General features: G+C 64.6%; 28 protein-coding genes. 15 read left to right on the top strand and 13 right to left on the bottom strand.

The window, feature by feature from the left end:
• Positions 1 to 103: 103 nt before the first annotated feature.
• The 3 genes from KTQ36_RS04990 to KTQ36_RS04980 are packed head-to-tail and all read left to right on the top strand — an operon-like array spanning position 104 to position 1,752.
• Entirely contained in the window at positions 104 to 370 is a 267-nt protein-coding gene (locus tag KTQ36_RS04990) for a hypothetical protein (RefSeq protein ID WP_218632619.1), read from the top strand.
• A gap of 16 nt (positions 371 to 386) precedes the next feature.
• Positions 387 to 1,025: an NUDIX hydrolase gene (locus KTQ36_RS04985; RefSeq protein WP_345777668.1), complete on the top strand. Its 639-nt coding sequence runs from the start codon at positions 387 to 389 to the stop codon at positions 1,023 to 1,025.
• Positions 1,018 to 1,752 carry an extensin-like domain-containing protein gene (locus KTQ36_RS04980; protein WP_218632617.1) on the top strand — a complete coding sequence of 245 codons (735 nt, stop codon included), beginning with the start codon at positions 1,018 to 1,020 and terminating at the stop codon, positions 1,750 to 1,752. Before KTQ36_RS04985 ends, KTQ36_RS04980 begins: the two co-directional genes overlap by 8 nt.
• Before the next feature lie 72 nt (positions 1,753 to 1,824).
• On the opposite strand, the gene KTQ36_RS04975 is transcribed toward KTQ36_RS04980, so the two are convergent.
• Complete coding sequence (locus KTQ36_RS04975; protein ID WP_218632616.1) at positions 1,825 to 2,091, bottom strand: SWIB/MDM2 domain-containing protein; 267 nt, start codon at positions 2,089 to 2,091, stop codon at positions 1,825 to 1,827.
• 145 nt (positions 2,092 to 2,236) lie between these two features.
• Entirely contained in the window at positions 2,237 to 3,043 is an 807-nt protein-coding gene (locus KTQ36_RS04970; RefSeq protein WP_218632615.1) for an LD-carboxypeptidase, read from the bottom strand.
• Positions 3,044 to 3,096: 53 nt separating this feature from the next.
• Here KTQ36_RS04970 and KTQ36_RS04965 point away from each other — a divergent pair, with 53 nt between their 5' ends.
• The 3 genes from KTQ36_RS04965 to KTQ36_RS04955 are packed head-to-tail and all read left to right on the top strand — an operon-like array spanning position 3,097 to position 5,317.
• Positions 3,097 to 4,476 carry a UDP-N-acetylmuramate--L-alanine ligase gene (locus KTQ36_RS04965; protein WP_218632614.1) on the top strand — a complete coding sequence of 460 codons (1,380 nt, stop codon included), beginning with the start codon at positions 3,097 to 3,099 and terminating at the stop codon, positions 4,474 to 4,476.
• Complete coding sequence (locus KTQ36_RS04960) at positions 4,476 to 4,847, top strand: hypothetical protein (protein WP_218632613.1); 372 nt, start codon at positions 4,476 to 4,478, stop codon at positions 4,845 to 4,847. The genes KTQ36_RS04965 and KTQ36_RS04960 overlap by 1 nt, the downstream gene beginning before the upstream one ends.
• Complete coding sequence (locus tag KTQ36_RS04955; RefSeq protein WP_218632612.1) at positions 4,844 to 5,317, top strand: HAD family hydrolase; 474 nt, start codon at positions 4,844 to 4,846, stop codon at positions 5,315 to 5,317. The genes KTQ36_RS04960 and KTQ36_RS04955 overlap by 4 nt, the downstream gene beginning before the upstream one ends.
• A gap of 7 nt (positions 5,318 to 5,324) precedes the next feature.
• Here the strand turns inward: KTQ36_RS04955 and KTQ36_RS04950 are convergent, their stop codons facing one another.
• Positions 5,325 to 5,876, bottom strand: coding sequence for a hypothetical protein (locus KTQ36_RS04950; protein WP_218632611.1), 552 nt, complete (start codon positions 5,874 to 5,876; stop codon positions 5,325 to 5,327).
• A 271-nt stretch (positions 5,877 to 6,147) separates the two neighbouring features.
• Complete coding sequence (locus KTQ36_RS04945) at positions 6,148 to 6,351, bottom strand: hypothetical protein (RefSeq protein WP_218632610.1); 204 nt, start codon at positions 6,349 to 6,351, stop codon at positions 6,148 to 6,150.
• Between the two features lie 158 nt (positions 6,352 to 6,509).
• Between KTQ36_RS04945 and KTQ36_RS04940 the strand changes: the two genes are divergently transcribed.
• Complete coding sequence (locus KTQ36_RS04940; protein WP_218632609.1) at positions 6,510 to 7,715, top strand: sensor histidine kinase; 1,206 nt, start codon at positions 6,510 to 6,512, stop codon at positions 7,713 to 7,715.
• Entirely contained in the window at positions 7,708 to 8,460 is a 753-nt protein-coding gene (locus KTQ36_RS04935; RefSeq protein ID WP_218632608.1) for a LytR/AlgR family response regulator transcription factor, read from the top strand. Before KTQ36_RS04940 ends, KTQ36_RS04935 begins: the two co-directional genes overlap by 8 nt.
• A gap of 4 nt (positions 8,461 to 8,464) precedes the next feature.
• On the opposite strand, the gene KTQ36_RS04930 is transcribed toward KTQ36_RS04935, so the two are convergent.
• Entirely contained in the window at positions 8,465 to 9,214 is a 750-nt protein-coding gene (locus KTQ36_RS04930) for a class I SAM-dependent methyltransferase (protein WP_218632607.1), read from the bottom strand.
• Positions 9,215 to 9,290: 76 nt separating this feature from the next.
• Positions 9,291 to 9,908: an energy transducer TonB gene (locus KTQ36_RS04925; RefSeq protein ID WP_218632606.1), complete on the bottom strand. Its 618-nt coding sequence runs from the start codon at positions 9,906 to 9,908 to the stop codon at positions 9,291 to 9,293.
• 139 nt (positions 9,909 to 10,047) lie between these two features.
• Here KTQ36_RS04925 and KTQ36_RS04920 point away from each other — a divergent pair, with 139 nt between their 5' ends.
• On the top strand, positions 10,048 to 10,500 hold the full coding sequence (locus KTQ36_RS04920; RefSeq protein ID WP_218632605.1) for a ferritin-like domain-containing protein: 453 nt from the start codon (positions 10,048 to 10,050) through the stop codon (positions 10,498 to 10,500).
• Between the two features lie 862 nt (positions 10,501 to 11,362).
• The gene (locus KTQ36_RS04915; protein WP_255554254.1) at positions 11,363 to 13,681 is read left to right on the top strand and encodes an ATP-dependent helicase; all 2,319 of its coding nucleotides are present in this window, start codon (positions 11,363 to 11,365) and stop codon (positions 13,679 to 13,681) included.
• Between the two features lie 8 nt (positions 13,682 to 13,689).
• On the opposite strand, the gene KTQ36_RS04910 is transcribed toward KTQ36_RS04915, so the two are convergent.
• The 3 genes from KTQ36_RS04910 to KTQ36_RS04900 form a co-directional block, all read right to left on the bottom strand.
• On the bottom strand, positions 13,690 to 13,899 hold the full coding sequence (locus KTQ36_RS04910; RefSeq protein WP_218632604.1) for a hypothetical protein: 210 nt from the start codon (positions 13,897 to 13,899) through the stop codon (positions 13,690 to 13,692).
• Positions 13,900 to 14,004: 105 nt separating this feature from the next.
• Positions 14,005 to 14,565 carry a hypothetical protein gene (locus tag KTQ36_RS04905; protein WP_218632603.1) on the bottom strand — a complete coding sequence of 187 codons (561 nt, stop codon included), beginning with the start codon at positions 14,563 to 14,565 and terminating at the stop codon, positions 14,005 to 14,007.
• An 84-nt stretch (positions 14,566 to 14,649) separates the two neighbouring features.
• Positions 14,650 to 15,261, bottom strand: coding sequence for a Pr6Pr family membrane protein (locus KTQ36_RS04900; protein WP_218632602.1), 612 nt, complete (start codon positions 15,259 to 15,261; stop codon positions 14,650 to 14,652).
• A 107-nt stretch (positions 15,262 to 15,368) separates the two neighbouring features.
• Between KTQ36_RS04900 and KTQ36_RS04895 the strand changes: the two genes are divergently transcribed.
• A complete protein-coding gene (locus KTQ36_RS04895) occupies positions 15,369 to 17,585 on the top strand; it encodes a CHASE domain-containing protein (protein WP_218632601.1) in 2,217 nt (738 codons plus the stop codon).
• Positions 17,586 to 17,637: 52 nt separating this feature from the next.
• Here the strand turns inward: KTQ36_RS04895 and KTQ36_RS04890 are convergent, their stop codons facing one another.
• From KTQ36_RS04890 to KTQ36_RS04880, 3 genes are all read right to left on the bottom strand, one after another.
• Entirely contained in the window at positions 17,638 to 17,865 is a 228-nt protein-coding gene (locus KTQ36_RS04890) for a hypothetical protein (protein WP_218632600.1), read from the bottom strand.
• Positions 17,866 to 18,274: 409 nt separating this feature from the next.
• On the bottom strand, positions 18,275 to 19,249 hold the full coding sequence (locus KTQ36_RS04885) for a L,D-transpeptidase family protein (RefSeq protein ID WP_255554252.1): 975 nt from the start codon (positions 19,247 to 19,249) through the stop codon (positions 18,275 to 18,277).
• Between the two features lie 43 nt (positions 19,250 to 19,292).
• A complete protein-coding gene (locus KTQ36_RS04880) occupies positions 19,293 to 20,489 on the bottom strand; it encodes a serine hydrolase domain-containing protein (RefSeq protein WP_218632599.1) in 1,197 nt (398 codons plus the stop codon).
• Positions 20,490 to 20,654: 165 nt separating this feature from the next.
• On the opposite strand from KTQ36_RS04880, the gene KTQ36_RS04875 reads away from it, so the two are divergent.
• The 4 genes from KTQ36_RS04875 (at position 20,655) to KTQ36_RS04860 (ending at position 23,892) form a co-directional block, all read left to right on the top strand.
• The gene (locus tag KTQ36_RS04875) at positions 20,655 to 20,975 is read left to right on the top strand and encodes a hypothetical protein (RefSeq protein WP_218632598.1); all 321 of its coding nucleotides are present in this window, start codon (positions 20,655 to 20,657) and stop codon (positions 20,973 to 20,975) included.
• A complete protein-coding gene (gene pyrF / locus KTQ36_RS04870; protein ID WP_218632597.1) occupies positions 20,975 to 21,649 on the top strand; it encodes an orotidine-5'-phosphate decarboxylase in 675 nt (224 codons plus the stop codon). Before KTQ36_RS04875 ends, pyrF begins: the two co-directional genes overlap by 1 nt.
• Positions 21,650 to 21,712: 63 nt before the next feature.
• The gene (gene accD, locus KTQ36_RS04865) at positions 21,713 to 22,570 is read left to right on the top strand and encodes an acetyl-CoA carboxylase, carboxyltransferase subunit beta (protein WP_218632596.1); all 858 of its coding nucleotides are present in this window, start codon (positions 21,713 to 21,715) and stop codon (positions 22,568 to 22,570) included.
• The gene (locus KTQ36_RS04860; RefSeq protein WP_345777667.1) at positions 22,570 to 23,892 is read left to right on the top strand and encodes a bifunctional folylpolyglutamate synthase/dihydrofolate synthase; all 1,323 of its coding nucleotides are present in this window, start codon (positions 22,570 to 22,572) and stop codon (positions 23,890 to 23,892) included. Before accD ends, KTQ36_RS04860 begins: the two co-directional genes overlap by 1 nt.
• Here the strand turns inward: KTQ36_RS04860 and KTQ36_RS04855 are convergent.
• Positions 23,889 to 25,283, bottom strand: a complete 1,395-nt coding sequence (locus tag KTQ36_RS04855) for an AmpG family muropeptide MFS transporter (protein ID WP_218632595.1) — start codon at positions 25,281 to 25,283, stop codon at positions 23,889 to 23,891. The two genes, KTQ36_RS04860 and KTQ36_RS04855, sit on opposite strands and share 4 nt — an antisense overlap.
• Between the last annotated feature and the right edge of the window lie 76 nt (positions 25,284 to 25,359).

Below are 25,359 nucleotides of genomic sequence, written 5' to 3'. Positions count from 1 at the left end.
TTGGAAAGTCCGGCCTGCATAGCCAAAGTGAAAAAGGTCGGGCCCGTCCCGGCCTTTTTTGCGTTTGGAAAAGACACATCCACTCCATGAAGGGTACAGCCAAGTGATCCGCACATTTGCCATTGCCTCCGCTTTCGCACTCACCCTCGCCGCCTGCGGCAGCTCCGAAGAGGCTGCCGAAGACGCCGCCATCGACGAATATGACGCCAATGCGCCCAGCCTCGAGGAAGTTGCGAGCGACGCCGAGATGGAAGCGCTAGAGGCGCAGGAAGAGGCGATCGAGGAAGAAGCCGCGCCTGCCGCGCCCGCGATCGATACGACCGACGTGACGCGCGACAATGCCGAGACCGAGGAAATCCCGGGTCTCTAAGGCGAACGAGAGGGTCGTGAGCGACGACGATTATATCCCCGCCGCGACCCTCATCCTCGCGCGCGAGCCTGACGCAGGCGGCGCGCCCGAATATCTGATGGTCCGTCGCCACGGCAAGATGGCCTTTGCCGCCAATGCCTGGGTCTGGCCGGGCGGCCGCGTCGATGCCGCCGACCATGAGGGCGCTGCGGACGATCTCGATGCCGCGCGGATCGCCGCGGTTCGTGAGACCCGCGAAGAAGTCGATCTCGACATCGACCCCGCCACCCTCGTCCCCTTCGCGCGCTGGGCGCCCAAGATGAAGCTCGCGCGTCGGTTCGACACCTGGTTTTTCCTCGCCCGTGCGCCGCTGCCCGATGCCCCGCTCACCTTGCAGGAAGGCGAGATCGTCGAAGCACGCTGGACCAGCGCGCAGGCCATGCTCGACGCCATCGCCGCCGGCAAGGCCGGCGCCATCTTCCCGACCAAACGCAATCTCGAACGGCTCGCCCGCTTTGCCTCCATCGACGAGGCGATCGTCGACGCGCGCGCGCAGTCGCTCGACCGCATCGTCCCCTGGGTGGAGGATCGCGACGGGCAGAAGCGCGTCTGCATCCCCGAGGGCCGCGGCTATCCGGTGACCAGCGAGCCGCTCGACAGCGCCGTTCGTGCCTGAACGGACCGCGACCCGCTCGCTCCGCCGCCTGCTGTTCCTCGCGCTCATCGCCGTCCTCGGCTGGTATGGCTGGCTCAAATACAAGGAATACGAGGCCGCGTATCCCGAGCTTTTTCCGTGGACCGAACTTTCGCTCACCGACCCGGTCGGCCCTTATACCGACGACAAGCTGGCCGCCCTCGCCCCTGCGCGATGCGCCGCCCTGCTCGGCGAACTGGGTCTGGGTGACGCCACCGGCATCGTGCGCACAGCCTCCGAGGCCCAGTGCGGCTACGTCGATGGCGTAAAGCTGGGCGCCTACGGACGCCCCGACTATGGCGACCTCACCACCTCGTGCAGTGTTGCCGCCGCCCTGTCGCTATGGGAGCGCGAGACCGTCCAGCCCGCCGCCGAGGCCCACTTCGACAGCGAGGTCGTCGCAATCGAGACATTCGGCTCGTACAGTTGCCGCCGCCTTTACGGTCGCGCCGACGGCCCGTGGAGCGAGCATGCCACCGCCAATGCGGTCGACATCGCCGCTTTCCGCCTCGAAGACGGGACGCGCATTGCGGTACTCGACGACTGGGACGGAGCGCCCGAACGCAGCGCCTTCCTGCGCGATGTGCGCGACGGCGCGTGCAACTTGTTCAGGACCACGCTCTCGCCCGATTATAACGAGGCGCACGCCGACCATCTCCACCTCGACATGGCACGCGGTCGGCCCGCGGGCTGGTCGATGTGCCGCTAGCGGGCGTGGCACAAAAGAAGAGGGGCGCAGCCTCGCGGCTACGCCCCTCCTCAGGCCCGAAGGCCAACTCGACTAGCTGAGATGCTTCGAGAGATGCTTGTTCATCTCGAACATCGTGCAACGGTCGGTCCCGAAGACGGGACGCAGCTTGTCGTCGGCGATGATCTCGCGCTTGTTCTGGGGGTTCTGAAGGTTGTTTGCCTTGATGTGATCCCAGACTTTCGAAACGACTTCGCTGCGCGGAAGCGGGTTGGGACCCACGATCGCCGCCAGTTCGGGCGAAGGAGTCACCGGGCGAGCCAAGCCGCCCCCTGCTTTCCGACCAGTACCTTTTGCCATTTATTCCCTCCTGTATTTGGTGACCCTAGGTAGGCACCTTTCGAGAGGGGGCGCAAGGGCATTTCAGAGGGAAAATTGGTTAATTACGGTCAAATGAGCCTCTCAGAGCGCTCTAAGGGGGCACAGAGAGGGAAATTCGGCCTCGTCAGCGCGTGAAGGGCACCACCCGATTGGCCGAGTCGTGGCCGATGTCGGCGCTGCCGCCGTGTCGGATCCCCGACACTTCGCACCAGTGCCGCACGATCGCGTCGGGGTCGTTCCCGAACGGGCGATCATTCTCGAGAATGTCGCTCATGCGTCCCATGCGGATCTGCGCGGCTCCGCGCACACTCGCCTGACCGGTGACGTGATACATCTGCCGGTCGATGGCATATTCATATTCGCTGACTTCCTCGATCAGCAATTCGCGTCCCGTAAAATCGGGCTCGATCTCGGTGCCGACCAGGTTGGAGAGCACGGCGAGATTGAATGCGAACGCCGGCAGGTCGTACTTCAGCCCCGGCTCCAACGCCTCTTCCGATCGCTTGACCAGCCAGCCAAGCGCACGGTCGAGCGCGGCCTCGCCACCCTCACGCAGCCCGTCCTGCACCATCGGTCCGTGTGCGACATCGAGCCCGGCCTTGTGGAACGCCGCCAGCAGGAAGCCCGCGTCCGAATATCCCATATAGGTCTTGGCCTTCGCTGCGGGCGACACGGCGCGCGCCGCGGCTGCCGCGATGCGGTTGGAGCCGTAACCGCCCCGCGCGAACCAGACGGCCTCGACACTCTCGTCGTTCATCACCTCGGTCAGCGCCGCCAACCGCTGTTCGTCGCTGCCCGCGAAATGCCCGGCCTCCAGAAAGCATTGCGGGTGGATCGCCAGTTCGGCGCCCATCGCTGCCGCGCGCGCCTCGGCGATTTCGACCGCTTTCGGGTCGAGCGGACAGCTCGGTGCGACGACTGCAATCTTCATCCTGCCCCTCCCCAATTGCGCTGGCGAAGCATTTCTCGCATAGCCTCGACGCGATGGCCAACCACTATTTCTTCTGCGGCATCGGGGGCAGCGGCATGCTTCCCCTCGCCGCCATTCTCGCCGCCCGCGGAGCGCAAGTCTCCGGTTCAGACCGTTCGCTCGATGCGGGCCGGCTCGCCGCCAAGTTCGACTATCTTCGAGGGCTGGGCATCGACCTCCATGCGCAGGACGGCAGCGGACTGTCCGAGGGCATGACGCTCGTCGCCAGCGCTGCCGTCGAGGACAGCGTGCCCGACGTCGCGCGCGCGAACGAATTGGGTCTTCCGCGCCTCAACCGCCCCGAACTACTCGCCGAAATGCTCAACGACGCCGACTGCTCGATCGCGGTCGGCGGGACCAGCGGCAAATCGACCGTCACCGGTATGATCGGCTGGATGCTCCACGCCTGCGGCCGCAAGCCGACCGTCATGAACGGCGCGGTGATGAAGAATTTCGCGACCCCCGACGCGCCCTTCGCGAGCGCGCTGGCGGGCGATGCCGACCTGTTCGTGTCCGAGGTCGATGAAAGCGACGGCTCGATCGCGCTCTATCGCCCGCAGGTCGCGGTCATCAACAATGTCACGCTCGACCATAAGTCGATGGACGAGCTGCGCGCCCTCTTCACCGACTTCGGCAATGTCGCGGGCGCCGCGCTGGTCAATGCCGATGACGAGGAGGCCGCAGCGCTATCGATCGACGGCGCGCGCCGCTTCGGCTTCGATGACGACACAAACGATTATGAGGGGCGCGACCTGGCGCTCCACCCGACCTATTCGACCTTCACCCTCCACCGCCACGGCACCAGCCACCTCGTCACCGTCCCCATGCCCGGCAAGCATAATGCGTCCAACGCACTCGCCGCGCTCGCCGCGGTTGACGCCGCGGGCCTCGACCTGTCCGACGCGATCGCGGCACTCGGCGAATTTCAGGGCCTCAAGCGGCGCTACGAAATTGTCGGCGAGGCGAACGGGATCACGGTGATCGACGACTTCGGCCACAACCCCGACAAGGCGGCCGCGACGCTGCGCACCGCGAAGGCTGCCGGCCGCCCGCTCCACGTCCTGTTCCAGCCGCACGGCTACGGCCCGCTCAAGCAGATGGGCGACGAGCTGGCAGAGGTCTTCGCCGATCATCTCGATGCCAACGACATGCTCTATGTCCCCGACCCGGTCTATCAGGGCGGCACGGTCGAGAAAGAGCGCGACGGACGCTGGCTTGCCGACCGGGTGATCGCGCTCGGCGGCCCCGCGCTGCATCGCGAGGATCGCGACGCGCTGGCAGAGCTGATCGTCGACGATGCCAAAACGGGCGACATGGTGCTGATCATGGGCGCGCGCGACGATACGCTGATCGCCTTCGCGCAGGGGATCCTCGACAGGTTGGCGCAGCGCTGATGGCGCGCGCGGTCGGCTGGATACTCGACGAAGAGCAGCGCTCGGCACTGCTCGAGCGATTCCCGCCGCGCTATGACCGCGTCATCGCCCACCACGTCACCTTGTGGGGCAACAGGAAGGGTGCTCAGCCGCCCAAGCCAGCGTCGATCACGCTGGTCGGCCATGTCGACAATGGCAGCGACCTCGAATGCTACGTCGCCAGCGTCGAGGGCGAAACCCGGCGCCCCGACGGCAGCATCTATCACGTCACCTGGTCGCTCGACCCCGATAGCGGCGTCCAGCCCAAGCACAGCAACGACCTGCTAGCCAAGAAAGACTGGTCTGCGCTTTCGGAACCGATCCCGCTCGTCACGCGTCCCGATTATCTGTGACCCGTAACCTCTTCCTCGACGTCGATGGCGTCCTCGCCGATTTCGACGGTGGCTTTCACAAGCTCACCGGCATGACGCCCGAGGAGTATGAGCATGACTATGGCAAGGGTCGTTTCTGGAAAACGATTGCCAGCTCGACGGATTTTTACGGGACGCTCGACCTGCTGCCGGGCGCGATGGAGATGGTCGACGCGGTTCGCCATCTCGAGCCCACGCTGCTGACGGGCCTCCCGCTCGGCAAGTGGGCAGCGCCACAGAAACGGCGCTGGGCGAAGGCGCATTTCCCTGATCTTGAGATCATCACCTGCATGGCGCGTGACAAATGGAAACATGGTTCGCCCGGCGACGTGCTGGTCGACGACCGGATCAGCGCACGCGAACCGTGGGAGGAGCGAGCCGGCGGCACGTTCATCCTCCACACGAGCCCCAAAGCGAGCCTCGCGAAACTATCCGAAATTTTCGACCTGTAGCGACGCCTCAAGCGGCCGCGACGTCGACCTTTTCGACCCATTCCGGCCAGAAGACCGGCTCGCGCGTGGACCAGCCGGGCGCTGTCGCCGCCGTCTCGCTAATCGACTGGAGCAGCTCGCGGCGATGGTCGGGGTGCAGCTGCGGCAGCGCAGCAGCGGCACAGAACGCGCTCGGCAACCACGGCCGCACTGCGGCACCCAGCAAGCGCTCGTAAAGGAAGCGGTAGGCGGTGAAATTGGGCAGACGCCCCTGCCCCAGGTCGAACGCGGTCAGCGTGACGAGAATTCCCATGAAGGGCTCGAGCATGTCTAGCGCGCTGTCGTCGGGAATGTCGGCACGAAGATGGTCGAGCTGCTTGTAGAACCGACCCTGCGCGGTGATCGAGGCGGCCTCGACCTCGTCGCGGGCCCAGGTGGCGATCGGATCGGTGCGACCGAAAGCGACATCGAGCGAGCGGCGAATATAGCGTTGCGTTGCCTTGTCGAGGCTCGCAAATTCCTTCATCTCGCTGATCAGCATGGCCCCTCCGGCCAACTGGCTCCCTCCCCGGTCGCTCATCTCTCGTCTCGCTTTCTGCTCCTGACAGGCCCCCCAGCCTGTCGCCTCTTGCCCTTAACGACACCATCTTAGTCAGATCATGGTTACCCAAATCTTAACCCGGGCGGCATCTTGGGTTCATGAAAGCGGTTGAGCGGCATCCGGGCAACAGTGCTTGCGGCGAAGTGAAGACTTCACCGCAAGCCTGTCGCAATTATGCAACGATCTGAGTGAGTTGTTGCGTTTGCGCACCGATTCCAAAGTTGGCGCACAAGCTGCTGAAGCAGCGCGATTATTCCTTGGGCGCGCCCGAACTGGGCACCGGTTCGTCGGGGCCAGGGCCTCCAGGCTGGGTCGCGGAGGGCGGATCGGAGGCATCCATGCTCTCGTCCGACCCGACATCGACCTTGAGACTCTTGTCGTGCGGATGTTTCTCGAGCTTTTCTTCCAGCTCTTCGCTCGGCTCGTCCTTGGGGTGGTCCTTGTGATGGCTCATTGGCATCGCCTTCCTGTACTGGTTTCAAGGCATCAACCGCCCAGTCGCGGCCCCCGTTCCACCGGCAATTTCGACAGGCGACCGAACGCTTCGCCCGTTGGACGAACGGGTGGTAGTCGCGGGCCCGAGCAGTCGCTACGTGTCACAAGATGAAGAAAATGATTTCCAGTGTCCTCGATAAGCCCGGTGGCGAATGGCGCATCATCGCCATTTCGATGGCGGCGATGTGGACACTCTACGTCACGACCCTGCTCGTGCGCATGGCGCTGTGGGACAATCTGGGGTGGCACCTGGTCTCGGCGTACGCGCCCCGACTGGTGTCGGGCATTCTTCTCAATATCGTCCTTCTGGTCGTCCTGCGGTCGCTCTCCGACCGGCATAGCCTGCCTCGGCGCGCCTTGATTGCCGCCGCCACCTGCCTCGTCATTTCGCTGGGGCAGGCGACGTTCGCGGCACATGTCGACTTTTCGAATGCCGAGAAGCGGGTCGAGAAGATCACGACGGTCGAGGGCATGGTCATCAAGCGCAAGGGCGCCGAAGTGACCGTCTATCGGGGAAGCGACGATCCCCTGACCTTCACCTTCCCCGGAAGCGGCACGGGCGGCATCGCGAACCTTCGTACCGTTGCCGAATATGCCACCGTGTGGGTGTTCTTCTACGCCGCCTGGTCCGCCATTTACCTCGCCGGCATGTCGGCGGGACAGGTCGCGAGGGCGCAGCAGCGCCTTGCCGAGGCGGAGGCCGCCGCGCAGTCGGCGCAAGTCCGTGCGCTGCGCTACCAGATTAACCCGCACTTCCTCTTCAACACGCTCAATTCGCTATCGTCGCTGGTGATGCGCGAGGATAATGAACGCGCCGAAGATATGCTCATGGCGCTATCCACATTCTTCCGAACTTCACTCTCGCTCGACCCGAGCGCTGCGGTGCCGTTGTCCGAGGAAATCGCACTGCAACGGCTCTATCTCGACATCGAGGAAGTCCGCTTTCCCAAACGGCTCAAGATCAATATCGACGTGCCGGAGGACGTGGCGAACGTCACCGTTCCTGCGCTGATCCTGCAGCCGATCATCGAGAATGCGATCAAATATGGCGTCTCGGCCACCAAGCAGCCCGTGACCCTCTCCATCACCGCACATCGCCTCGACGATGCGCGGGTGCAGATTGATGTCTTCAACAGCGCGCCGGACGGCAAGCTCAACAACGATCCGGGCAAGCGCCCGACCGGCACCGGAACTGGCCTCAACAACGTCTGCCAGCGGCTCGAAACCCATTTTGCAGGCGAAGCCGATTGCCGCTTTGGACCGGTCGAAGGCGGCTATCGCGTCAGCCTCGCCATTCCCGACACGGAGCATCTCGATGACTGACCTCAAGATCGTCATTGCCGACGACGAGCCGCTTGCCGCCGAACGGCTCGAACGGCTCCTCAAGAAAATCGACGATGTCGAACTGGTCGGCACCGCAGAAGACGGCGAGGAAGCCGTCGCGCTGTCCGAGGAAAAGCGCCCCGACCTGCTGCTCCTCGACGTGGCCATGCCCGGCATGGACGGGATCGAAGTCGCCCGTGCCCTGTCGAAGGGCAAGAACAGCCCCGCCGTCATCTTCGTGACCGCGTTCGACCGCTTTGCCGTCGCCGCCTTCGAAGTCGCGGCGGTCGACTATCTGATGAAACCGGTCGATGCGAAGCGGCTTGCGGTCGCTATCGATCGCGCCCGCGACCATATCGTCTCGCACGCCGAGGCCGACCACGACGTCGCCGAAAAGGATGACGAAGACAGCCCCTGGCTCACCGAATTCTGGGCATCGGACCTGTCGGGGCTGGTGCGCATCGCCGCCGACGATATCGACCGCGTCTCGGCCGAGCGTGACTATATGCGCCTCCATGTCGGCGAGCGCAGCTGGCTGATCCACTATTCGATGACCAAGCTCGAGGAAGGCCTCGATCCGTCGAAATTCGTCCGCCTCCACCGCAGCGCGCTGGTCCGCCGCGATTTCGTCGCTGGCTTCTCGCGCAACGCCTCGGGCCGCTGGGTCGCCCGCCTGCAGGATGGCACCGAACAAGCCGTCGGCCGACTCTACGCCGACCGCGTCAGAGAAATGGCGGGGCGGTAGGCGCCTACTCCGGCTTTCTGAACCGCATCAGGAAACGGTCGGTCTTTCCGCGGATGGCGGGGTCGAAGACGTTGGTTTCCAAATCGTCGTCGGCGTTGGCGAGCAGGTCGCTGTCGGCCTCGAACACGAACCCGACCGCCTCCATGTCCGCGCGCACGACGGCCGGGTCGATCCGGTGCGCGGCCTCGACCGAGGCGCGCGGGTCGGCGCCGGGCTTCGCGCTATGGTCGGCCAGCCCCATCACTCCGCCAGGTTCGAGCGCGTCGTAGAGCCGCTTGGCCCAGGCGCGCGGCTCCATCCGCTCGATCCCGAAGCGCTCGCTCTCCCAATAGGCGTCGTGATAGTCGAGATTGATCAGCAGGAAGTCGTAGCGGTTCGTGCCGAGCATCGGCGTCTCGAACTCGCTGTTGATGCCGACAACCCGCGGGTTCCGCGCGGAAAATTCCGCCAGACGGGCCTTCGCTTCATCGGAATAGAACTGGTTGGGGCTCCAGATCACGATGCTGCCCGTATCGCCGACGACCGGCGCCATGATCTCGGCCCAATAGAGATTGGCGCCCGCAATATCGAGCACGTCCATCCCCGCCTTAAGTCCGAGGAAGTCGAGCATCTGCGTAGGGTGGCGGTTCTCGTCCATCGCGACATTGCTCTCGCTGCGCGCCTCGACGTTCGCGACCGCCTCGGCAATCGAAACATCCTGCGCGGCAACCGGCGTCGCCACCACCGCCAACGCGGCCATCATCATCATGCGCATGTTTCTTCTCCCTCTGTCGGACGCAGGCTTTCACAGCCGCGCGCAACCCGCAAGAGCCGGTCGACCAACGTCCGGCTTAGCTTGAAGGGATTTCCCAGCGGATCGGCGGGGTCGAATAGGTGCCTTCGACCGGCTGACCTTCAGCGTCGAGCGCGGGGGCGAAGCGGGCGCGTTCGAGGATGATACTGCAGGTCGTCGCATCGAGCCGCGCATAGCCGCTCGACTGGGTGACGTCGCAGGCCGTTGGAACGCCGTCCGTTCCGACCGAGACGATCGCGCGCACCGTGCCCTCCTCTTCGGCGCGCAGCGAGGCGGTGGGATAGTCGTCAGGCGTGAACACGCCGCGCACGTCGCCGCGCGGTGCCTGCGCGACGCCCTCTTCGAGGATGATCGTGGTCGGCGGTTCCTGGACGGGCGGCGGCGGCGGCGTCGTCACGATCCGCGGCCCCTCCCCGTCGAACACGTCGCCCACGAATTCGACGATCTGGTCGGCAAACGCGAACAGCCCGACGATCAGGAAGAAGGCGCAGCCACAGCCATTCTTGGCTTTCTCCGGATCCTTCTTGGTATCGGTGCGCCTGAGCGCCTCGACCCCCTTGTTGCGCTTGAGGATCTTCCCGCCCTCGCGCGGGGCCAGGCGCGATCGGCGCTTGTCCTTGGGGATGTAGGGGATTTCGGTCGGGCGGCGTTTCACGATCCACCTTATGACGCACTTCTTTCGCTGCGCCTAGCGGGCGCTTTGCGCCTGTCCGAGTGGGAGGCCGCGCCGAACCGAGCATCGCGCAACCGCCATAAGCGTTGAATAGCCACACAGTAACCCAAGGAGTACGCCCATGTTCGACAAGAACAACAAAGACATCGAAACCCTCGACACGCTGATCGCGACCACTTGCGACAGCATCGAAGGCTATCGCGACAGCGCCGAAAAGGTCGACGACCCGCAGCTTGCCGCCACTTTCCGCGAATGCGCGCAGGAGCGCACCAAGGTCCTCGAAAGCCTGCAGTCGCAACTGGTCGCCAATGGCGGCGAGAAGCGCGACGAAGGCTCGATCCTCGGCGCGATGCATCGCACCTATCTCGGCCTCAAGGACGCCGTGACCGGTTCGGACCGCCAGGCGATCTGCAACGAGATCGAGACCGGCGAAAACTATCTGAAGGAAAAGTTCGACGCTGCATTGTCGCAGGACGAGCTGTCGCCGCAGACGCGCCAGGTCATCCAGACCGCGCAGACCGAAATTGCCCGGACGGGCCAGCCGGTGAGCGGCATCATGCCGACCGCCGTCTAGTCCATTCGCGAATTTCATGGAGGAAGGGCTGCCCCCGGGCGGCCCTTTTTCGTGGGCGCTTGTCGTGCGCCTATTTTCTCAGGGTCCCCAAACGGAAATGGGGACCAGCATTGCTGCTGGTCCCCACTGCGCCGAGCTAAGCTCTGCCGAGTTTCGCATCTTCGCTCCGTCCCGAAGGACTTTGCGCTCCCGCGCCTCTTGCGTCACCGCTCAGGCGTCGCTTCCGGACCGAATGTCCTCCCACAAGGGGAGCCTCCAGTTCCTTCCGAGTGCGCTTGCCAGACTTGCGACTGGCCTCGCTTCTCTTCCGGACTTGGTGGCCCGATTGACCCGAAGGTCGCACGCAGCCATCCGGCGTTCAGCGGCCCTTCTTGGGCCAGGTTCTTGTCGCGCAGCCATCCGACCCCGAAGGGTCATCCGGCGCAGCGTCTAGAGCTCCTGGCTCTTCCGGCGCCTCTGACCGGCTGGTCCGGTATTGCCCCCACTTACGCTCCCCATCTGGAACCAGCTCCGAAGAGCCCACTTCCCGGGTGATCGCAAGCAGTTGGATGGGCAATCCCATCGCCTGCCGGCGGAGATCGGAACTTCCGTTTCCTTCCCCCGAAGGGGCCGGGCGGTTCGTCCCGATCACGTCATTATTTATGCATCGACCCGGAGCGAGTCACAATGGCCAAAAAGGCGATTCAGCCTGTGGATAACGGGGATATCGTGCACAAGTCGGGGAAATCTGGGGGCAGCACCCCATTTCAGCCGCGCCCCTACCCCGCGCCAAGCCGATTCGCAACAGGATTCGACGCCATTCCGACTCGAATCGCACCGCGAGTCGCCCCCGAGTCGCCGGCCAAAGGACGGGGTTGCCCGAATGTTCTCCCCGCCCTACCTGTCACCAGTGACCGAATCCGCTCCTCCCCCCACCCAAGAGCCCGCCTACATCGCCGGCCTCAACCCGCCGCAGCGCGAAGCCGTGCTGACGACCGAGGGCCCGGTGCTGCTGCTCGCGGGTGCGGGGACAGGGAAGACGGCGGCGCTGACCGCCCGCCTCGCCCACCTCATCGCGCAGCGGCTCGCCTGGCCGAGCCAGATCCTGGCGGTGACCTTCACCAACAAGGCCGCGCGCGAGATGAAGGAGCGGGTCAGCCAGATCACCGGCGGCGCGGTCGAGGGCATGCCCTATCTCGGCACTTTCCACAGTGTCTGTGCGCGCATGCTGCGCAGCCATGCCGAACTCGTGGGCTTGCAAAGCAACTTCACGATCATCGACACGGACGACCAACTCCGGCTCTTGAAGCAACTGATCGAGGCCAACCGGCTCGACATCAAGCGTTGGCCCGCGCGCCAGCTCGCCGGGCTGATCGACAAGTGGAAGAATAGGGGCTGGACGCCGAAGCATATCGACGCGGCGGAGAGCGAGGCCTTCGCCAACGGCAAGGGCGCCGAGCTCTACGCGCAATATCAGGAGCGGCTCAAACAGGTGAACGCCGCCGATTTCGGCGACCTGCTGCTGCACATGCTCACCATCTTCAAGGGTCACGAGGACGTAGTCGAGCAGTATCGAGACCGCTTCCGCTACATCCTCGTCGACGAATATCAAGACACCAATGCGGCGCAATATGATTGGCTGCGGCTGCTCGCGACCCCGCGCAACAATATCTGCGTCGTGGGCGACGACGACCAGTCCATCTACTCCTGGCGCGGGGCGGAGGTCGCCAACATCCTGCGCTTCGAAAAGGATTTTCCCGGCGCCAAGATCATCCGGCTTGAACAGAATTACCGCTCCACCGGCCATATCCTCTCCGCCGCGGGCGGGGTTATCGCGCACAACTCCGGCCGGCTCGGCAAGGAATTGTGGACCGAGGCGGGCGACGGCGAAAAGGTCCGCGTCATCGCGGTGTGGGATGGACCCGAGGAAGCGCGGCGCGTGGGCGAGGAGATCGAGAATCTCGTCTCCAAGGGTGCTTCGCTCGACGATTGCGCCATCCTCGTGCGCGCGCAGCACCAGACACGCGAGTTCGAAGAGCGCTTCATCGCGATCGGCATGGACTATCAGATTATCGGCGGCTTCCGCTTCTACGAACGCGCCGAGATCCGCGACGCCATCGCTTATCTGCGCCTCGTCCACCAGCCGCAGGACGACCTCGCCTTCGACCGCATCGTCAACACCCCCAAGCGCGGACTGGGCGACAAGGCGGTGGCGACGGTCCACCAGTTCGCCCGCGCGCAGAGCAGCCCGCTGCTGATGGCCGCCGCGCAGATCCTCGACACGGACGAGCTGCGCCCCGCCGCGCGCAACTCGCTCGGCCGCTTCGTCGCCGACATTGCCCGCTGGCGTTCGATGGCAGGCTCCATGCCCGCGGCCGAGCTGATGAAAACGATCATGGACGAGAGCGGCTATACCGCTGCGCTCCAGGCGGACAAGTCGCCCGAAGCCGCCGGCCGCCTCGAAAACCTCGCCGAGCTCGCGCGCGCGATGGAGGAGTATGAGACGCTCGATGCATTCCTCGAACATGTCAGCCTGGTTATGGACACCGACGCGCGCGATCGCGGCGAGAAGGTCACCATCATGACCATCCACGCCGCCAAGGGGCTCGAATTTCCCAACGTGTTCCTCGCCGGGTGGGAGGAAGGCATCTTCCCGTCACAGCGTGCGCTCGACGAGGGCGGGGTCGCGAGTCTCGAGGAAGAGCGCCGCCTCGCCTATGTCGCGATCACCCGCGCGCGCAAGCTCGCCACGATCCTCCACGCCGCCAACCGCCGCATCTATGGCCAGTGGACCAGCTCGATCCCCAGCCGTTTCGTCGACGAATTGCCGGAAGAGCATATCGAGAGCGAGGCGACCATGTCGGGCGGCGCGAGCTTGTGGAAGGCGCAGTTCAGCCCCCACGACGACCCCTTCGCCCACGTCGCCCGCACCAAGCCCGCCCGCACCCAGACGCGCGGCCCCGGCTGGCAGCGCGCGCAGTCACGCTACGACAGCAGCGAACAACGCATCGTCGAAAGCCGCGGCAGCGCGGTGAGCCTGGGCAACAAGGGCCGCAGCGACCTCGAAGTCGGCCAGCGCGTGTTTCACGGCAAGTTCGGCTACGGAACGATCGAGGCGATCGAAGGCAACAAGCTCGAAATCGAATTCGAGAAGGCCGGCAGGAAGCGGGTGCTGGATAGTTTCGTAAATTTGGAGGGGTAGCCGATGCCCTACTCCACCGCCTCCACCTGCCCCTCCACCGGCTCGCACCGATAGACGTCATCCGCGATCTGCTCGTACGTCAGCCGACAGAAATCCTTCGCCGTTTCGTCGGGCACGTTGATGAAGTCGCCGGGCGCGCTTGGGTCCAGCTTTCCAACGACGCTGGGCAGTCCCAGCGCGGTGGCGAGAAGGATGAATGCGCCTGCGATGATCTTCATGTCCCGAGCCTCCCTTTTTGGCAGCTTCCTTCTGTCACGCGCGCGCCCACGCGATCCTCAGGGGGCGTTGGGAAGATTCTGAGAAGTTTCTGAGACGCTCGGGCGCTAGCCGCCGATCGACCTACCCATCCATGCCAGCGGAACGATGCACAGCATCAGCACCAACACCCAATCGAGCCAGCGCCTGTTCGCCCACCACACGACGACCATGAAGCCCAGCAGCGCCATGTCGACCCAGCGGTTGGAAATGTAGGTGAGAATGTCGGCTGGTCGCTCGAGCGTAGTGGCCATGGCGAAGCCGAAGTCCAAAGCCACGACGAGGATGAACATGCCGAGCAGGTAGCGCGACTGGCGCTTCCAGAAGGCCTTGAGATTATATTCGTCGGCATCGCCCTTGTCGGGGAGCGTCGCGTGGGCGAGCAGAAACATCAGCACCAGCGGGACGAAGATCAGCAAGAACTCGCCGATCGTGATCGCCCCCTCGGAACGCCCAGCAATGCCCCACCAGATCATGATGAAGCTGATGATGACGAACCCGGCATAGAGAAGCGGGAGCGCGTCCCACACAACCTTCTCCCGCGCGCGAAGCAGGCGGTGCAGGCTGGACAGTTGATCGGTAACGGCGACGCCTACGATCAGCGATGCGAAAATGATGGCCCCTTCCATGGCTGAAGACTAACCAGAATGTGGAAGGCGCCGAAAGCGAAAAGTCGTTTGCGGATTGCGGCAGCTGAATTGCCGAAAACTTCGTCAGGCCGCGCGGCGGTCGAGCCACACGAAGACCGAGGCGAGCACAAAAAAAGCCACTGAGAGCAAGGCGATGCTGGCCGCGGTGCCGCCCCATCCCTGCTGTGAGGGATCGAGGAACCAGTAGGGATACCAGCCATCGACCGCGCCGCGCGCCAGGCCGTAGGCGGCATAGGCGATCGGCCAGCCCATCGCCGCCGCCGCGTCGCGCGTGGTGAGGCTGCCCTCGCGCGCCGCATACCAGGTCGCCACGAACAAGAGCGGCTGGGTCGTGTGCAGCCCGATATCGGCGACCAGCGCCCAGCCTTGCGGGTCGTAGAGCGGGGCGAGCGCGATCCAGTAGACGATCCCGACGAAGGCGATCGCGACTGCCATCACCAGCCGCGCCCTCGGCCCCGCTAGCCAGCCTCCTTTGCCCATCGCCATCGCGCTCGCCACCACCGCCACGCCGATATTGGTGAGCAGGGTGAAGAAGGAGAGATAGCGCCACAGCCCCTCGCCCATCCCCATCTCGTCGACCAGCAGGCTGAGTTGCAGCGCGAGCACCGCCCACCCGCACAATGCGGTGACGATCGCTAGGCGGCGTGCGCCGGGGCGAAAAGGCCGTTTGCTCATGGTCCATTCACCAAGCAAAAGGCCACGTGTCGCGCAAGTGGAGCATATGACACGGAACCCGCGCCCGTTCGCGCGGTTGGTGGGCAAAAGCGGGCGACGAAAATTTGATGCATCACTTGCGACATTACTGGCCGACACTGCTGATCCTCGTCGCGGGGATCGTCCTGTCGGGGCTCGTCGCGCTGTCGCTCCACACCGACCAGGTCGAGCGGTTCCAGCGCCAGCTTGAACGGCTTGCCGACCGCGCCACGCTCTCCGTCGAGAACAAGTTTGCGCTGCAATCGGGCGTGCTGCGCGGCGGGGTCGCCCTGTTCCGCGCTTCCGACCGCGTGACGCAGGCCGACTGGCGACTATTCGTCGAGCGCCAGCAGCTGGAAAAATATAATCCCGGCATCCTCGGCATGGGCTTTGCCGCCTATGCCGCGACGCCGGGCGAGGCCAACCGGCTCGCCTCCGCCTATCGCGGCGAGGCGTTCAAGCCGCTGTGGCCCGAGGGCGAACGCGCCGACTATTCGGTCATCACCTTCCTCGAGCCAGAGAATGAGCGCAATCGCGCCGCGCTCTCCTTCGACATGCTGTCGGAAAGCAATCGCCGCAAGGCGATGGAGCGCGCCCGCGCCACGGGCGAACCGGCGCTCAGCCACAAGATCGAGCTGGTCCAGGAGATCGACGAGGACAAGCAGGCGGGGTTCCTGCTCTATTTGCCCGCGACCCAGCTGGTCGGCGGCGAAGAGATTTTCGTCGGCTGGGTCTATAGCCCGCTGCGCGCCGGCGACCTTTTCTCGACCATCGCCAACGAGCCGCTCTACGAAGATGTCGAGATTTCCATGTATGACGGAGAGCCGTCCGAGGAGACGTTGCTCTATGGCGATCCGGAGGCGGAGGTCCTGCCTTTCCATGTTGATCGCCGGGTCGAGATTGGCGGCATCCCGATCACAGTGCGCGCCAGTCCCAAACCCGCCTTCTATACGCCCAGCCCGACCAATGCGCTGATCCGCTATTTCGTACTCGGACTGGTCATCACGGCACTGATCGCTTCGCTCGTCTTCCAGCAGCAGCGCCAGCGCGCGCGGGTGGAGCGGCAGGTCGAGGACCGCACCGCCGCGCTGCGCGAAGCCAATGAACGGCTGGTGGCCGAGGCGGATGCGCGCACCGAAGCCGAAAGCCAGCTGCGCCAGGTCCAGAAAATGGAGGCGGTCGGGCAATTGTCGGGCGGCATCGCGCACGATTTCAACAACATGCTCGCCATCATCACCGGCAATCTCGACATGGCGCAGCACACGAATAGCGACACGAAGCGCAACAAGGCGCTGTCGCGTGCGATGATGGGGGCGGAGAAAGCCGCCGAGCTGACCCAGCGACTGCTCGCTTTCTCGCGCCGCCAGACGCTGCTGCCCGAGAGCATCGACCCCAACAAGCTGGTCCGCGAAATGTCCGAGCTGCTGCGGCGCACGCTGGGCGCCAATGTGCGGCTGGAAACCGTGCTGGCGGGTGGGCTGTGGCCGGTGACCGCCGACCCCTCGCAGCTCGAAAACGCCATCGTGAATCTCGCGGTCAATGCGCGCGACGCGATGCCCGACGGCGGCAAGCTGACCATCGAGACCGCCAACGCGCATCTCGACGACCAGTATCGCCTCGATCACGCCGACGCACCGACGGGGCAGTTCGTTTGTATCGCGGTGACCGATACCGGCACCGGCATGCCCGACGAGGTACAGGCCAAGGCAGTCGAACCCTTCTACACGACCAAGGGCGCGGGCAAGGGCACCGGGCTCGGGCTCAGCCAGGTGTTCGGCTTCGTCAAGCAGTCGGGCGGCCATTTCGCCATCTATTCGGAAATGGGCGAAGGAACGACCATCCGCCTCTATCTCCCCCGCGCGCTCGACGAGGCGAAGCAAAAGCGGCTGCCCGTTTCCGAGGATCCCGACGATATCCCGCGCGCGAAGGAGGGCGAAACCGTCCTCGTGGTCGAGGACGAGCGCGCCGTGCGGGAGATGAGCGTGAACGCGCTCGTCACGCTGGGCTATCAGGTCGTCGAGGCAAGCAGTGGCATGCAAGCGCTTGAGAAATTGGGCGAAATGGAACGCTGCGACCTGCTTTTCACCGACGTCGTCATGGCCGGCCTCGACGGCCGCCAGCTAGCTGACGCCGTGTCCGAGGAATGCCCCGACCTGCCCGTTCTATTCACCACCGGATTCACCCCCAACGCCATCGTCCATAACGAGCGTCTCGACCACGGCGTCAACCTGCTGCCCAAGCCCTTCACGCTGCAGAAGCTCGCCCGCCACGTCCGCTCCGCGATCGACGAAAAGACCGGCGCATAGAAAAAGGGGCCGCCCCGTCGGGCAGCCCCTCTTCTTGAAACGGAAGATCCGTCTAGGCTTCGGCCAGCTCGGCCTTCTTTTCGGCTTCGGCGCGAACCTCTGCCTTGCGCTTCTCTTCGGCCTTGCGGAGCTTGTCCGCGGCGAGCGCGCGGTTGGCGAGCTTTTCCCAGTTGCGTGCGGCACGTTCGTGAAGCTGTTTCACTTTCACCAGTGTCGCGGCTTTGGCTTTGGCTTTCTCTTCCTTCATTCGATCGATCAGAAATTCGGTCTGGTGGGCCAATCCCATTCTCCTCAAACAAAAACGCGCCGCCGATTTCCGGGCGACGCGCGATAGTCGACCTAGTCGGTGAGCGTCGTGGAAACGCCCGGGAAACGACCGGTCATGCGGGGGGTCGTGCGCGATTCCCGGCCCTCTTGGGGCAGCTGGCTTGTGAGCCTGGTGGGAAGGTCGGCGCTAACGATGCAGTGAAACTAGCGGAAGAATCAAAAAAACGCAAAAATCCGCCATTTCTGCGATTCATGTGAGGCTAATCCGATTCGCTCGGTCGGTATGACGTGTGAAAAAGGTAGGCCGCGCGCAGGGCGGCGAAGACGGGCTGCTCGAAAGTTTCCTGTTTCATGCCCTACCAACGGCGAAGGGCAACGGCGGGGCCCTCGCTTCGTCGGCAGATGCCGTTCGGTTCGTCGTGCTAGACGAAAATGACCTCGGTATCGGTCGAAACAGCCTCGATCAGCGCGCGCGCGTCCCAGTTGGTAAGACGCACGCAGCCATGGCTCGACGTCTTGCCGATCAGCGCAGGATCAGGACTTCCGTGGATGCCGTATCCTTCCTTTCCAAGATCGATCCAGATGCCACCGATCGGATTGTTGGGGCCCGGCGCGATGACCAGCGTTTCATCGCCGCCCCACTCCTGATCGCTCGGATCGAAGGTGTAATTGGCTTCGGGCGCGATCGCCGCCACGCTCATCTCGCCAGAGGGGCTGGGAAATTCGTCGCTTCCCACGGTCGCGGGGAAGCTGGCCACCAGATTGCCCGAGCTGTCATAGGCGCGCAGCTCGTTCTCGCCGCCGTCCACTTCGATCTTCGCGACCTTGGGCAGCGCATCGTTGATGCCCGCGACCACGAGGATTTCTTCGCCTGCTGCAAAAGATGCGTCGGGATTAAGCGCCTTGAGAAAGGATTCGCTCATCCCGAACTTTTCGGCCAGTTCTTCGGACGCGGAGCCGTAGCCGACATGGCCGCCCTCACCCATCGCCTTCATCGAGCCCGCGACCGACTTATACGGTCCGTCGACATCGGAAGCTTCGATGGCGTAGCGCTGTAACAGCGGCCCGTCGCCCGCGGCCTTGCGCAATGCCTTGAGGCTGTCCTCGTCAAGCTGCCCGTCGTCGTCGAGACCCTGCGCCTTCTGGAAAGCACTCAGCGCGCGCTGTGTATTGCCGCCAGGATAACCGTCGATGACGCCCGGCGAATGGTCGACCCGCGCGAGCATGATCTGCGCCGCCAGCGTCACCTCGTCGCGTGAGCCGGAGAAGGGACCATCGGGTGGCACCTCTCCCCAAGTCTCGGCGGACAACTCCATGGGATCACTGTCCTGGGCGAAGGAGGCAGTGGCGGCGGGGGTCAGCGCGAGTGCGCCGAGCGTAAGCAATACATGTTTCATGTTGCCACCAACGGGCGGCGCGATGCGAAAGTTGCTACCTTCTTTAGTCCAGTTCGAGCCAGTCGCGAAACTCGAGCCCGTAGAGCAGGTCGAGAAATTCGAACTGCAATCCCGTCGGTCGACCCGTATTCGAATTCCACAAGGCGACCACGCCGCTCTTCAGTTCGGGGTCGAACAGGATCAGCGAGCGATAGCCGTCCACGCCGCCGCGATGGCCGATGATGCGATGCCCCTCATAGTCGTAGGTGCGCCAGCCGAGCCCATAATGCGGATCACCGACGCGCTCGCGATACTTGCGCAGGCGGCGGTTCTCGTTGGGTGTGCGGACCAGCGCCTCGTGCGCGACGTCGAGTACGTCGGGTGACAGGATTTCGGGCATCAGCCCCATCTGCGCCTGCAGCCAGACAGTGAGGTCTTTAATGTCGCTATTTACCCCGCCGGCCGCAGGCACACTGTAGTACGGCTGTTTGACCTCAAGCTCGCGGCGCCCAGCGCTATGCGGCCGGGCCCAATTGCCGGATTCGACCAGCCCTTCGCGCGTCAGGCTGGCCGAGCGCATGCCGAGCGGCGCAAACAATTCGCTGCCCACTGCCTCCTGGTAGGTCTGCCCTGTGCCCTTCTCGACCACATCGGTCACCGCATCGAAGGCGACGTTCTGATAGCTCCAGCACGTTCCCGGCGGGCAGATCAGCACCAGTTCGCCCAGATCCTGCCGGATGAGGTCGGGGTCCTTGCCGTCCTCGAGCCGGTCGTCATAGGCGTTGCGCCACAAGCCGAGGCGGTGGCTAAGCACATCGCGCACGCTCGCGCTGACCTGCGCGCCGTCGGGGAGCAGCAGGTTGCGCGAATAACGGGCGATCGGGTCGTTAAGATTGATCTTGCCCTCCGCCTGCAATTTCGCAGCGAGCGTGCCCGCGACGCCCTTGGAGACCGATGCCCAGCGGAAAACCGTGTCGGGCGTGACCTCTTCGCCCGACCCGCGCACTGTCTCGCCATAGCCCTTGAGGAAGGTGATTTCGCCATCCTCGACCACCCCGACCGCAAGCCCGACCATCGCCGGCGCTTCCTCGACCAAACGGGTCAGTCGGGCATCGAAGGCCGCATAATCGACCCGCCGCTCGTGATCGGCCTCGTCATGGTCCTCGACCGCTGCTTCGTTGGTGAGTTCGGGCTCGGTCGCAGGCGCATCCGAACAGGCGGACAGCGCCATCAGACAGGCAAACGAGATCGCAATACGCACTTGGTAATTCATCCTCCCCGGCAGTCGTTCTGGTCAGCCACGTGACGCGGTGCAACCCATTTCGTTGAGCCGCCGACCAGACGAGCCCACCGGGCGACGAATGGCGATAGCAGTTGGCAAGCCCGACCCGCCTGCCGTAAGGCAGAAACGAAAGAGGGAGCGGACATGCAATTCCTGAAAACCATCATGTGGGTGATCCTTGCGGTCGCCGTCGCCATTTTCGCCACCGCCAACTGGCACGACACGTTCATCGACCTGTGGGGCGACCTGCGCATGGCGATCAAGCTGCCCGTGCTCCTGGCACTGGTCTTCGCGATCAGCTTCTTCCCGACCATGTTCTACTATCGCGCCAAGGTCTGGCGGCTGAAGAAGAAACTCGGCCTGACCGAACGCAACCTGGCGCAGGCGCCGGTGACGCCGCCTCCCCCCGTGGCCCCGGCACGCACGCCGACCGCCGAGCCCAAAAGCCCGTTCGAGGCGCAGTAATGAGTTCGCCCATCTATGTCGCGATCGACACGCCCGACCTCGCGCGTGCCGAAGAACTGGCGAAGGCCTGCAAGCGGCATGCCGGCGGGCTCAAGCTGGGACTGGAATTCTTCAACCATAATGGCCGCGACGGGGTGATGCGGGTTGCCGAACATGGCCTGCCCATCTTCCTCGATCTCAAGCTCCACGACATTCCCAATACGGTCGCCAAGGCGATCCAGTCGCTCAATCCGCTGACCCCCGCGATCATGACAGTGCACGCCTCGGGCGGCCGCGCGATGATGGAGGATGCCAAGGCCGCGGCACCGACCGGCACCAAGGTGGTCGGCGTCACCGTGCTGACCAGTCTCGACGGCGACGACCTGAAGGCGATGGGCATGAAACCCGATCCCTCGGCCGCGGTCGAGCGCCTCGCCGGACAAGCGAAGGAGGCCGGGCTCGACGGTATCGTCTGCTCGGGCCAGGAGGTAGCCGTGGCCCGCAAGAGCTGGCGCGACGGTTTCTTCGTGGTGCCCGGCATTCGCCCCAAGTCCGCCTCGGTGGGCGACCAGAAGCGGGTCATGACCCCAGGCGACGCGCTCCATGCCGGCGCATCGGTGCTGGTCATCGGCCGCCCGGTCACCGGTGCCGAGGATCCCGACATGGCGCTGCGCGAAATCGCCGCCACGCTCTAGTCATGGACAGGAGCGCCGACAGCGCCTAATTCCGCGCCCGAGCGAACATCTAAGAGGACAAGCATGAGCTGGATCGACAAGGTCAGAAACGGCATTCCCTTCCTGCCCAAGCGCCAGAGCGACGACCAGCTGTGGCACAAGTGCAAGAAGTGTGAAGCGATGGTTTTCACCCGCGAATGGGCCGAGAATCTCTACGTCTGCCCGCGCTGCAACCATCATGACCGTATCGGCGCCGAAGAGCGCTTCAAGCAGCTGTTCGACCGCGACGAATGGGAAGTGCTGCCCGCGCCGCAGGTCCGCGAAGACCCGCTCAAGTTCAAGGACAGCAAGAAATATACCGACCGCATGAAGCAGGCGCGCGCCAAGACGGGCGAGAAAGACGCGCTGATCAATGCCAAGGGCAAGATCCAGGGTCGTGAGGCCGTCGTCGGCGTCCAGTATTTCGACTTCATGGGCGGTTCGATGGGAATCGCCGTGGGTGCGGCGGTCGTCGCGGGCCTGCGCGCCGCGATTGCGGCCAAGGCGCCCTACATCCTGTTCACCGCCGCGGGCGGCGCGCGCATGCAGGAGGGCATCCTCTCGCTGATGCAGATGCCGCGTACGACCGTGGCGCTGCAGGAAATGAAGGAAGCGGGGCTCCCCTATATCGTCGTCCTCACCGACCCGACTACGGGCGGCGTGACGGCGAGCTATGCGATGCTGGGCGACGTCCAGATTGCAGAGCCCGGCGCACTGATCGGCTTTGCAGGCCAGCGCGTGATCGAGCAGACGATCCGTGAGAAGCTGCCCGACGGCTTCCAGCGCGCCGAATATCTGCTCGAGCATGGCATGATCGACATGGTCGTCGAGCGTAGCGCGCTCAAGGATCGGCTCGGTCGCCTGATCGACTATCTCGCCCCGGCGGAGCAGGACGCGGCCTAGTGGCTTCGGGCGATCGCCCGACATTCGGGGACTCGGCGACATCGTCCCACCCGGAGGTGCAGGCGCAGCTCGATCGCCTGTTGGCGCTGGGCATGGGCGGCGACGTCCTCGGCCTGGATCGCGTCAGCGAGTTGTGCGCGCGGCTCGGCAATCCGCAGGATCGGCTGCCGCCGGTCTTCCACGTCGCGGGGACCAACGGCAAAGGCTCGACCATCGCCTTCCTGCGCGCCGCGCTCGAAGCCGGTGGCAGCAAGGTCCACGTCTTCACTTCGCCCCATCTCGTACGCTTCAACGAGCGTATCCGGCTGGCTGGTAAGCTGATCGACGACGACGCCCTCGCGACGTTGCTTGAAGAGGTGATCGACGCTGCGGACGGCATGAAAGTCAGCTTCTTCGAGGCGACCACCGCCGCCGCCTTCCTCGCTTTCTCGCGCACCCCTGCCGATGCCTGCCTGGTCGAGGTCGGTCTTGGCGGCAGGCTCGATGCCACCAACATCGTCTCTCCCGTCGTCACCGGCATCGCCGCGCTGGGCATGGACCACATGCATTTCCTGGGCGACAATCTGGCAGCGATCGCGGGCGAGAAAGCGGGCATCGCCAAGCCCGGCGTGCCGATGGTGACGATGCGCCACCCGGCGGAAGTCGACGCGACCATCGTCGCCCACGCCACCGAGACCGCGACGCCCCTTGTGCGAAAAGGCTGCGACTGGTGGGTCGAAGAGAATGGCGACGGACTGCGCTATCGCGACCGCAAGGGCGAACTCGACCTGCCATCCCCTGCACTCCCCGGGCGCCACCAGGCCGCCAATCTCGGCCTTGCCACCGCGATGCTGCGTCACCAGGACGCGGTTTCTGCGTACGACATAGCGGCGGGTGCCCGCGCAGCTCGGTGGCCTGCACGCATGCAGCGCCTAAAGGATGGCCCGCTGACTCAAGGCATCGACGCCCCCATCATTCTCGACGGCGCGCATAACCCCGAAGCCGCAAGCGCGCTCGCGCAAAGCATTGACGGGCCGATCGTGCTGCTGGCCGGTATCCTCAAGAATCGCGACTATCCCGCCATGTTCGAGGCGTTCCGCGGCAAGGTCACGCGCTTCGCCGGTCTGCCCGTCCCGGGGCACGACGATCACGACACAAAGGACCTGTGCGCGGCAGCGAACGAGATTCTCGGCCTGCCGGGCTCCTATCCGACCGGACGCGTCGAACAGGCGCTCGACTGGCTCCGCGACAAGCCGCCCGCGCCTGGCGAGACCGTGCTCGTCATGGGCTCGCTCTATCTCGCGGGCGAAATCTTGTGGCTCAACGAGGAATTGCCCGACTAGGCGGGACCGCGCGGCTTGGCTTCGGCGGTTGCGCCTTCGGCAGGCACGACGCCCTCGTCGACACTATCGACACCCGGCTGGCGCACGCTTTCGACCACGAAGCCCTTCTTCCACATGATGCCGAGAAGGATCAGGCCGGGCAGCGCGATGAACATCGTCGCGATCCAGAACCAGAACCAGCCCAACCCTTCGGCGAGATAGCCGGCGGGCGCCGCGAGCCAGGTCCGCCCGACCGCGGCAAAGCTCGACAGCAGCGCGAATTGGGTGGCGGTGTAGGCGAGGCTCGAGAGGCCCGACAGATAGACGACGAACACGGTCAGCCCGAGCCCGCTCGAGAAATTCTCGAAGCCGACGGCAAGGCTCAGCATCCAGACGTTGGCGCCCATGTTCGCGAGGATCGCGAACAGGAAGTTGGTGATGACCATGAACACGCCCGACACAAACAGCGCGCGGCCCATGCCCAGCCAGTAGATGAAGGGCGCCGACACGGCGGACCCGGCGATCAGCGCCCAGAAGCCCACCAGCTTGTTGGCGGTGATATAGTCGGTATCGGAAAAGCCGAGCTCGTCGATCATCGGCCCGAGCATCACCTGCCCCATCGCATCGCCGACCTTGTAGACGAGCACGAACAGCAGGATCAGCACCGCGCCGCGGCGACCGAGAAACTCCTTGAACGGATTGACCACGGTCTCCTTCAGCCAGCTGCCGATCGACTGGCCCGCAAGCCGCGCGGCGCGATCGACATAGCGACCGGGGCCGGCGAACAAGGCGGCGAAGACCGCGGGCAAGACGGCAAGACCGGTCAGCCCGTAGGCAAGCGCCCAGCCGAGGCCCGCGCCTTCCTGGCTGGCGAGATAGATCGTCCCCGCGCCGGCGATGAGATTGCCGAGGCGATAGCCGAACTGGTTCATCGCGGTGCCGTAGGGCAGTTCCTCGTCGCTCAGGATTTCGATGCGGTAGGCGTCGATGACGATATCCTGCGTTGCCGACAGGAAGGCGACGCAGATCGCCCAAAAGGCGAAGGGGGCGAGATTGTCGTTGCTGGGGTTCGACGCCCCCAGCTGGAACAGGCACATGACGAGCAGCGCCTGGATGAAGAACAGCCATGCACGGCGCTGCCCGAACATTTTGGTCAGGATCGGTAGCGGCACCTTGTCGACCAGCGGGGCCCACAGGAATTTGAGCGTGTAAGGCGTGGTCAGGCCGATCGCGAAACCGATCGTCGACTTGTCGATCCCGACCTTCGACAACCAGTAGGTCATCGTCGCGAGCAGCAGCGTGAGCGGAAAGCCGGAGGAGATCCCGATCAGGCCGGCGGTCAGTGGCATGGGTTTGAAATAGAGCGACAGACTGCGTAGCCCGCCGCCCTGCTTTGCCACTGATTCGGCCATACTCGTTCCTCCGCTTCGAAATGTCGCGCCACGCTAGCAGGATGGACGCTGCGGAAAAGGGGCTTAACGCGGGCTG

Origin of the sequence: Sphingomicrobium clamense (genome assembly GCF_019264355.1) — a bacterium.
Classification (GTDB): domain Bacteria; phylum Pseudomonadota; class Alphaproteobacteria; order Sphingomonadales; family Sphingomonadaceae; genus Sphingomicrobium; species Sphingomicrobium clamense.
Note: the sequence above shows the minus strand (reverse complement) of the source record. Positions and strands in the feature narration are given on the sequence as shown.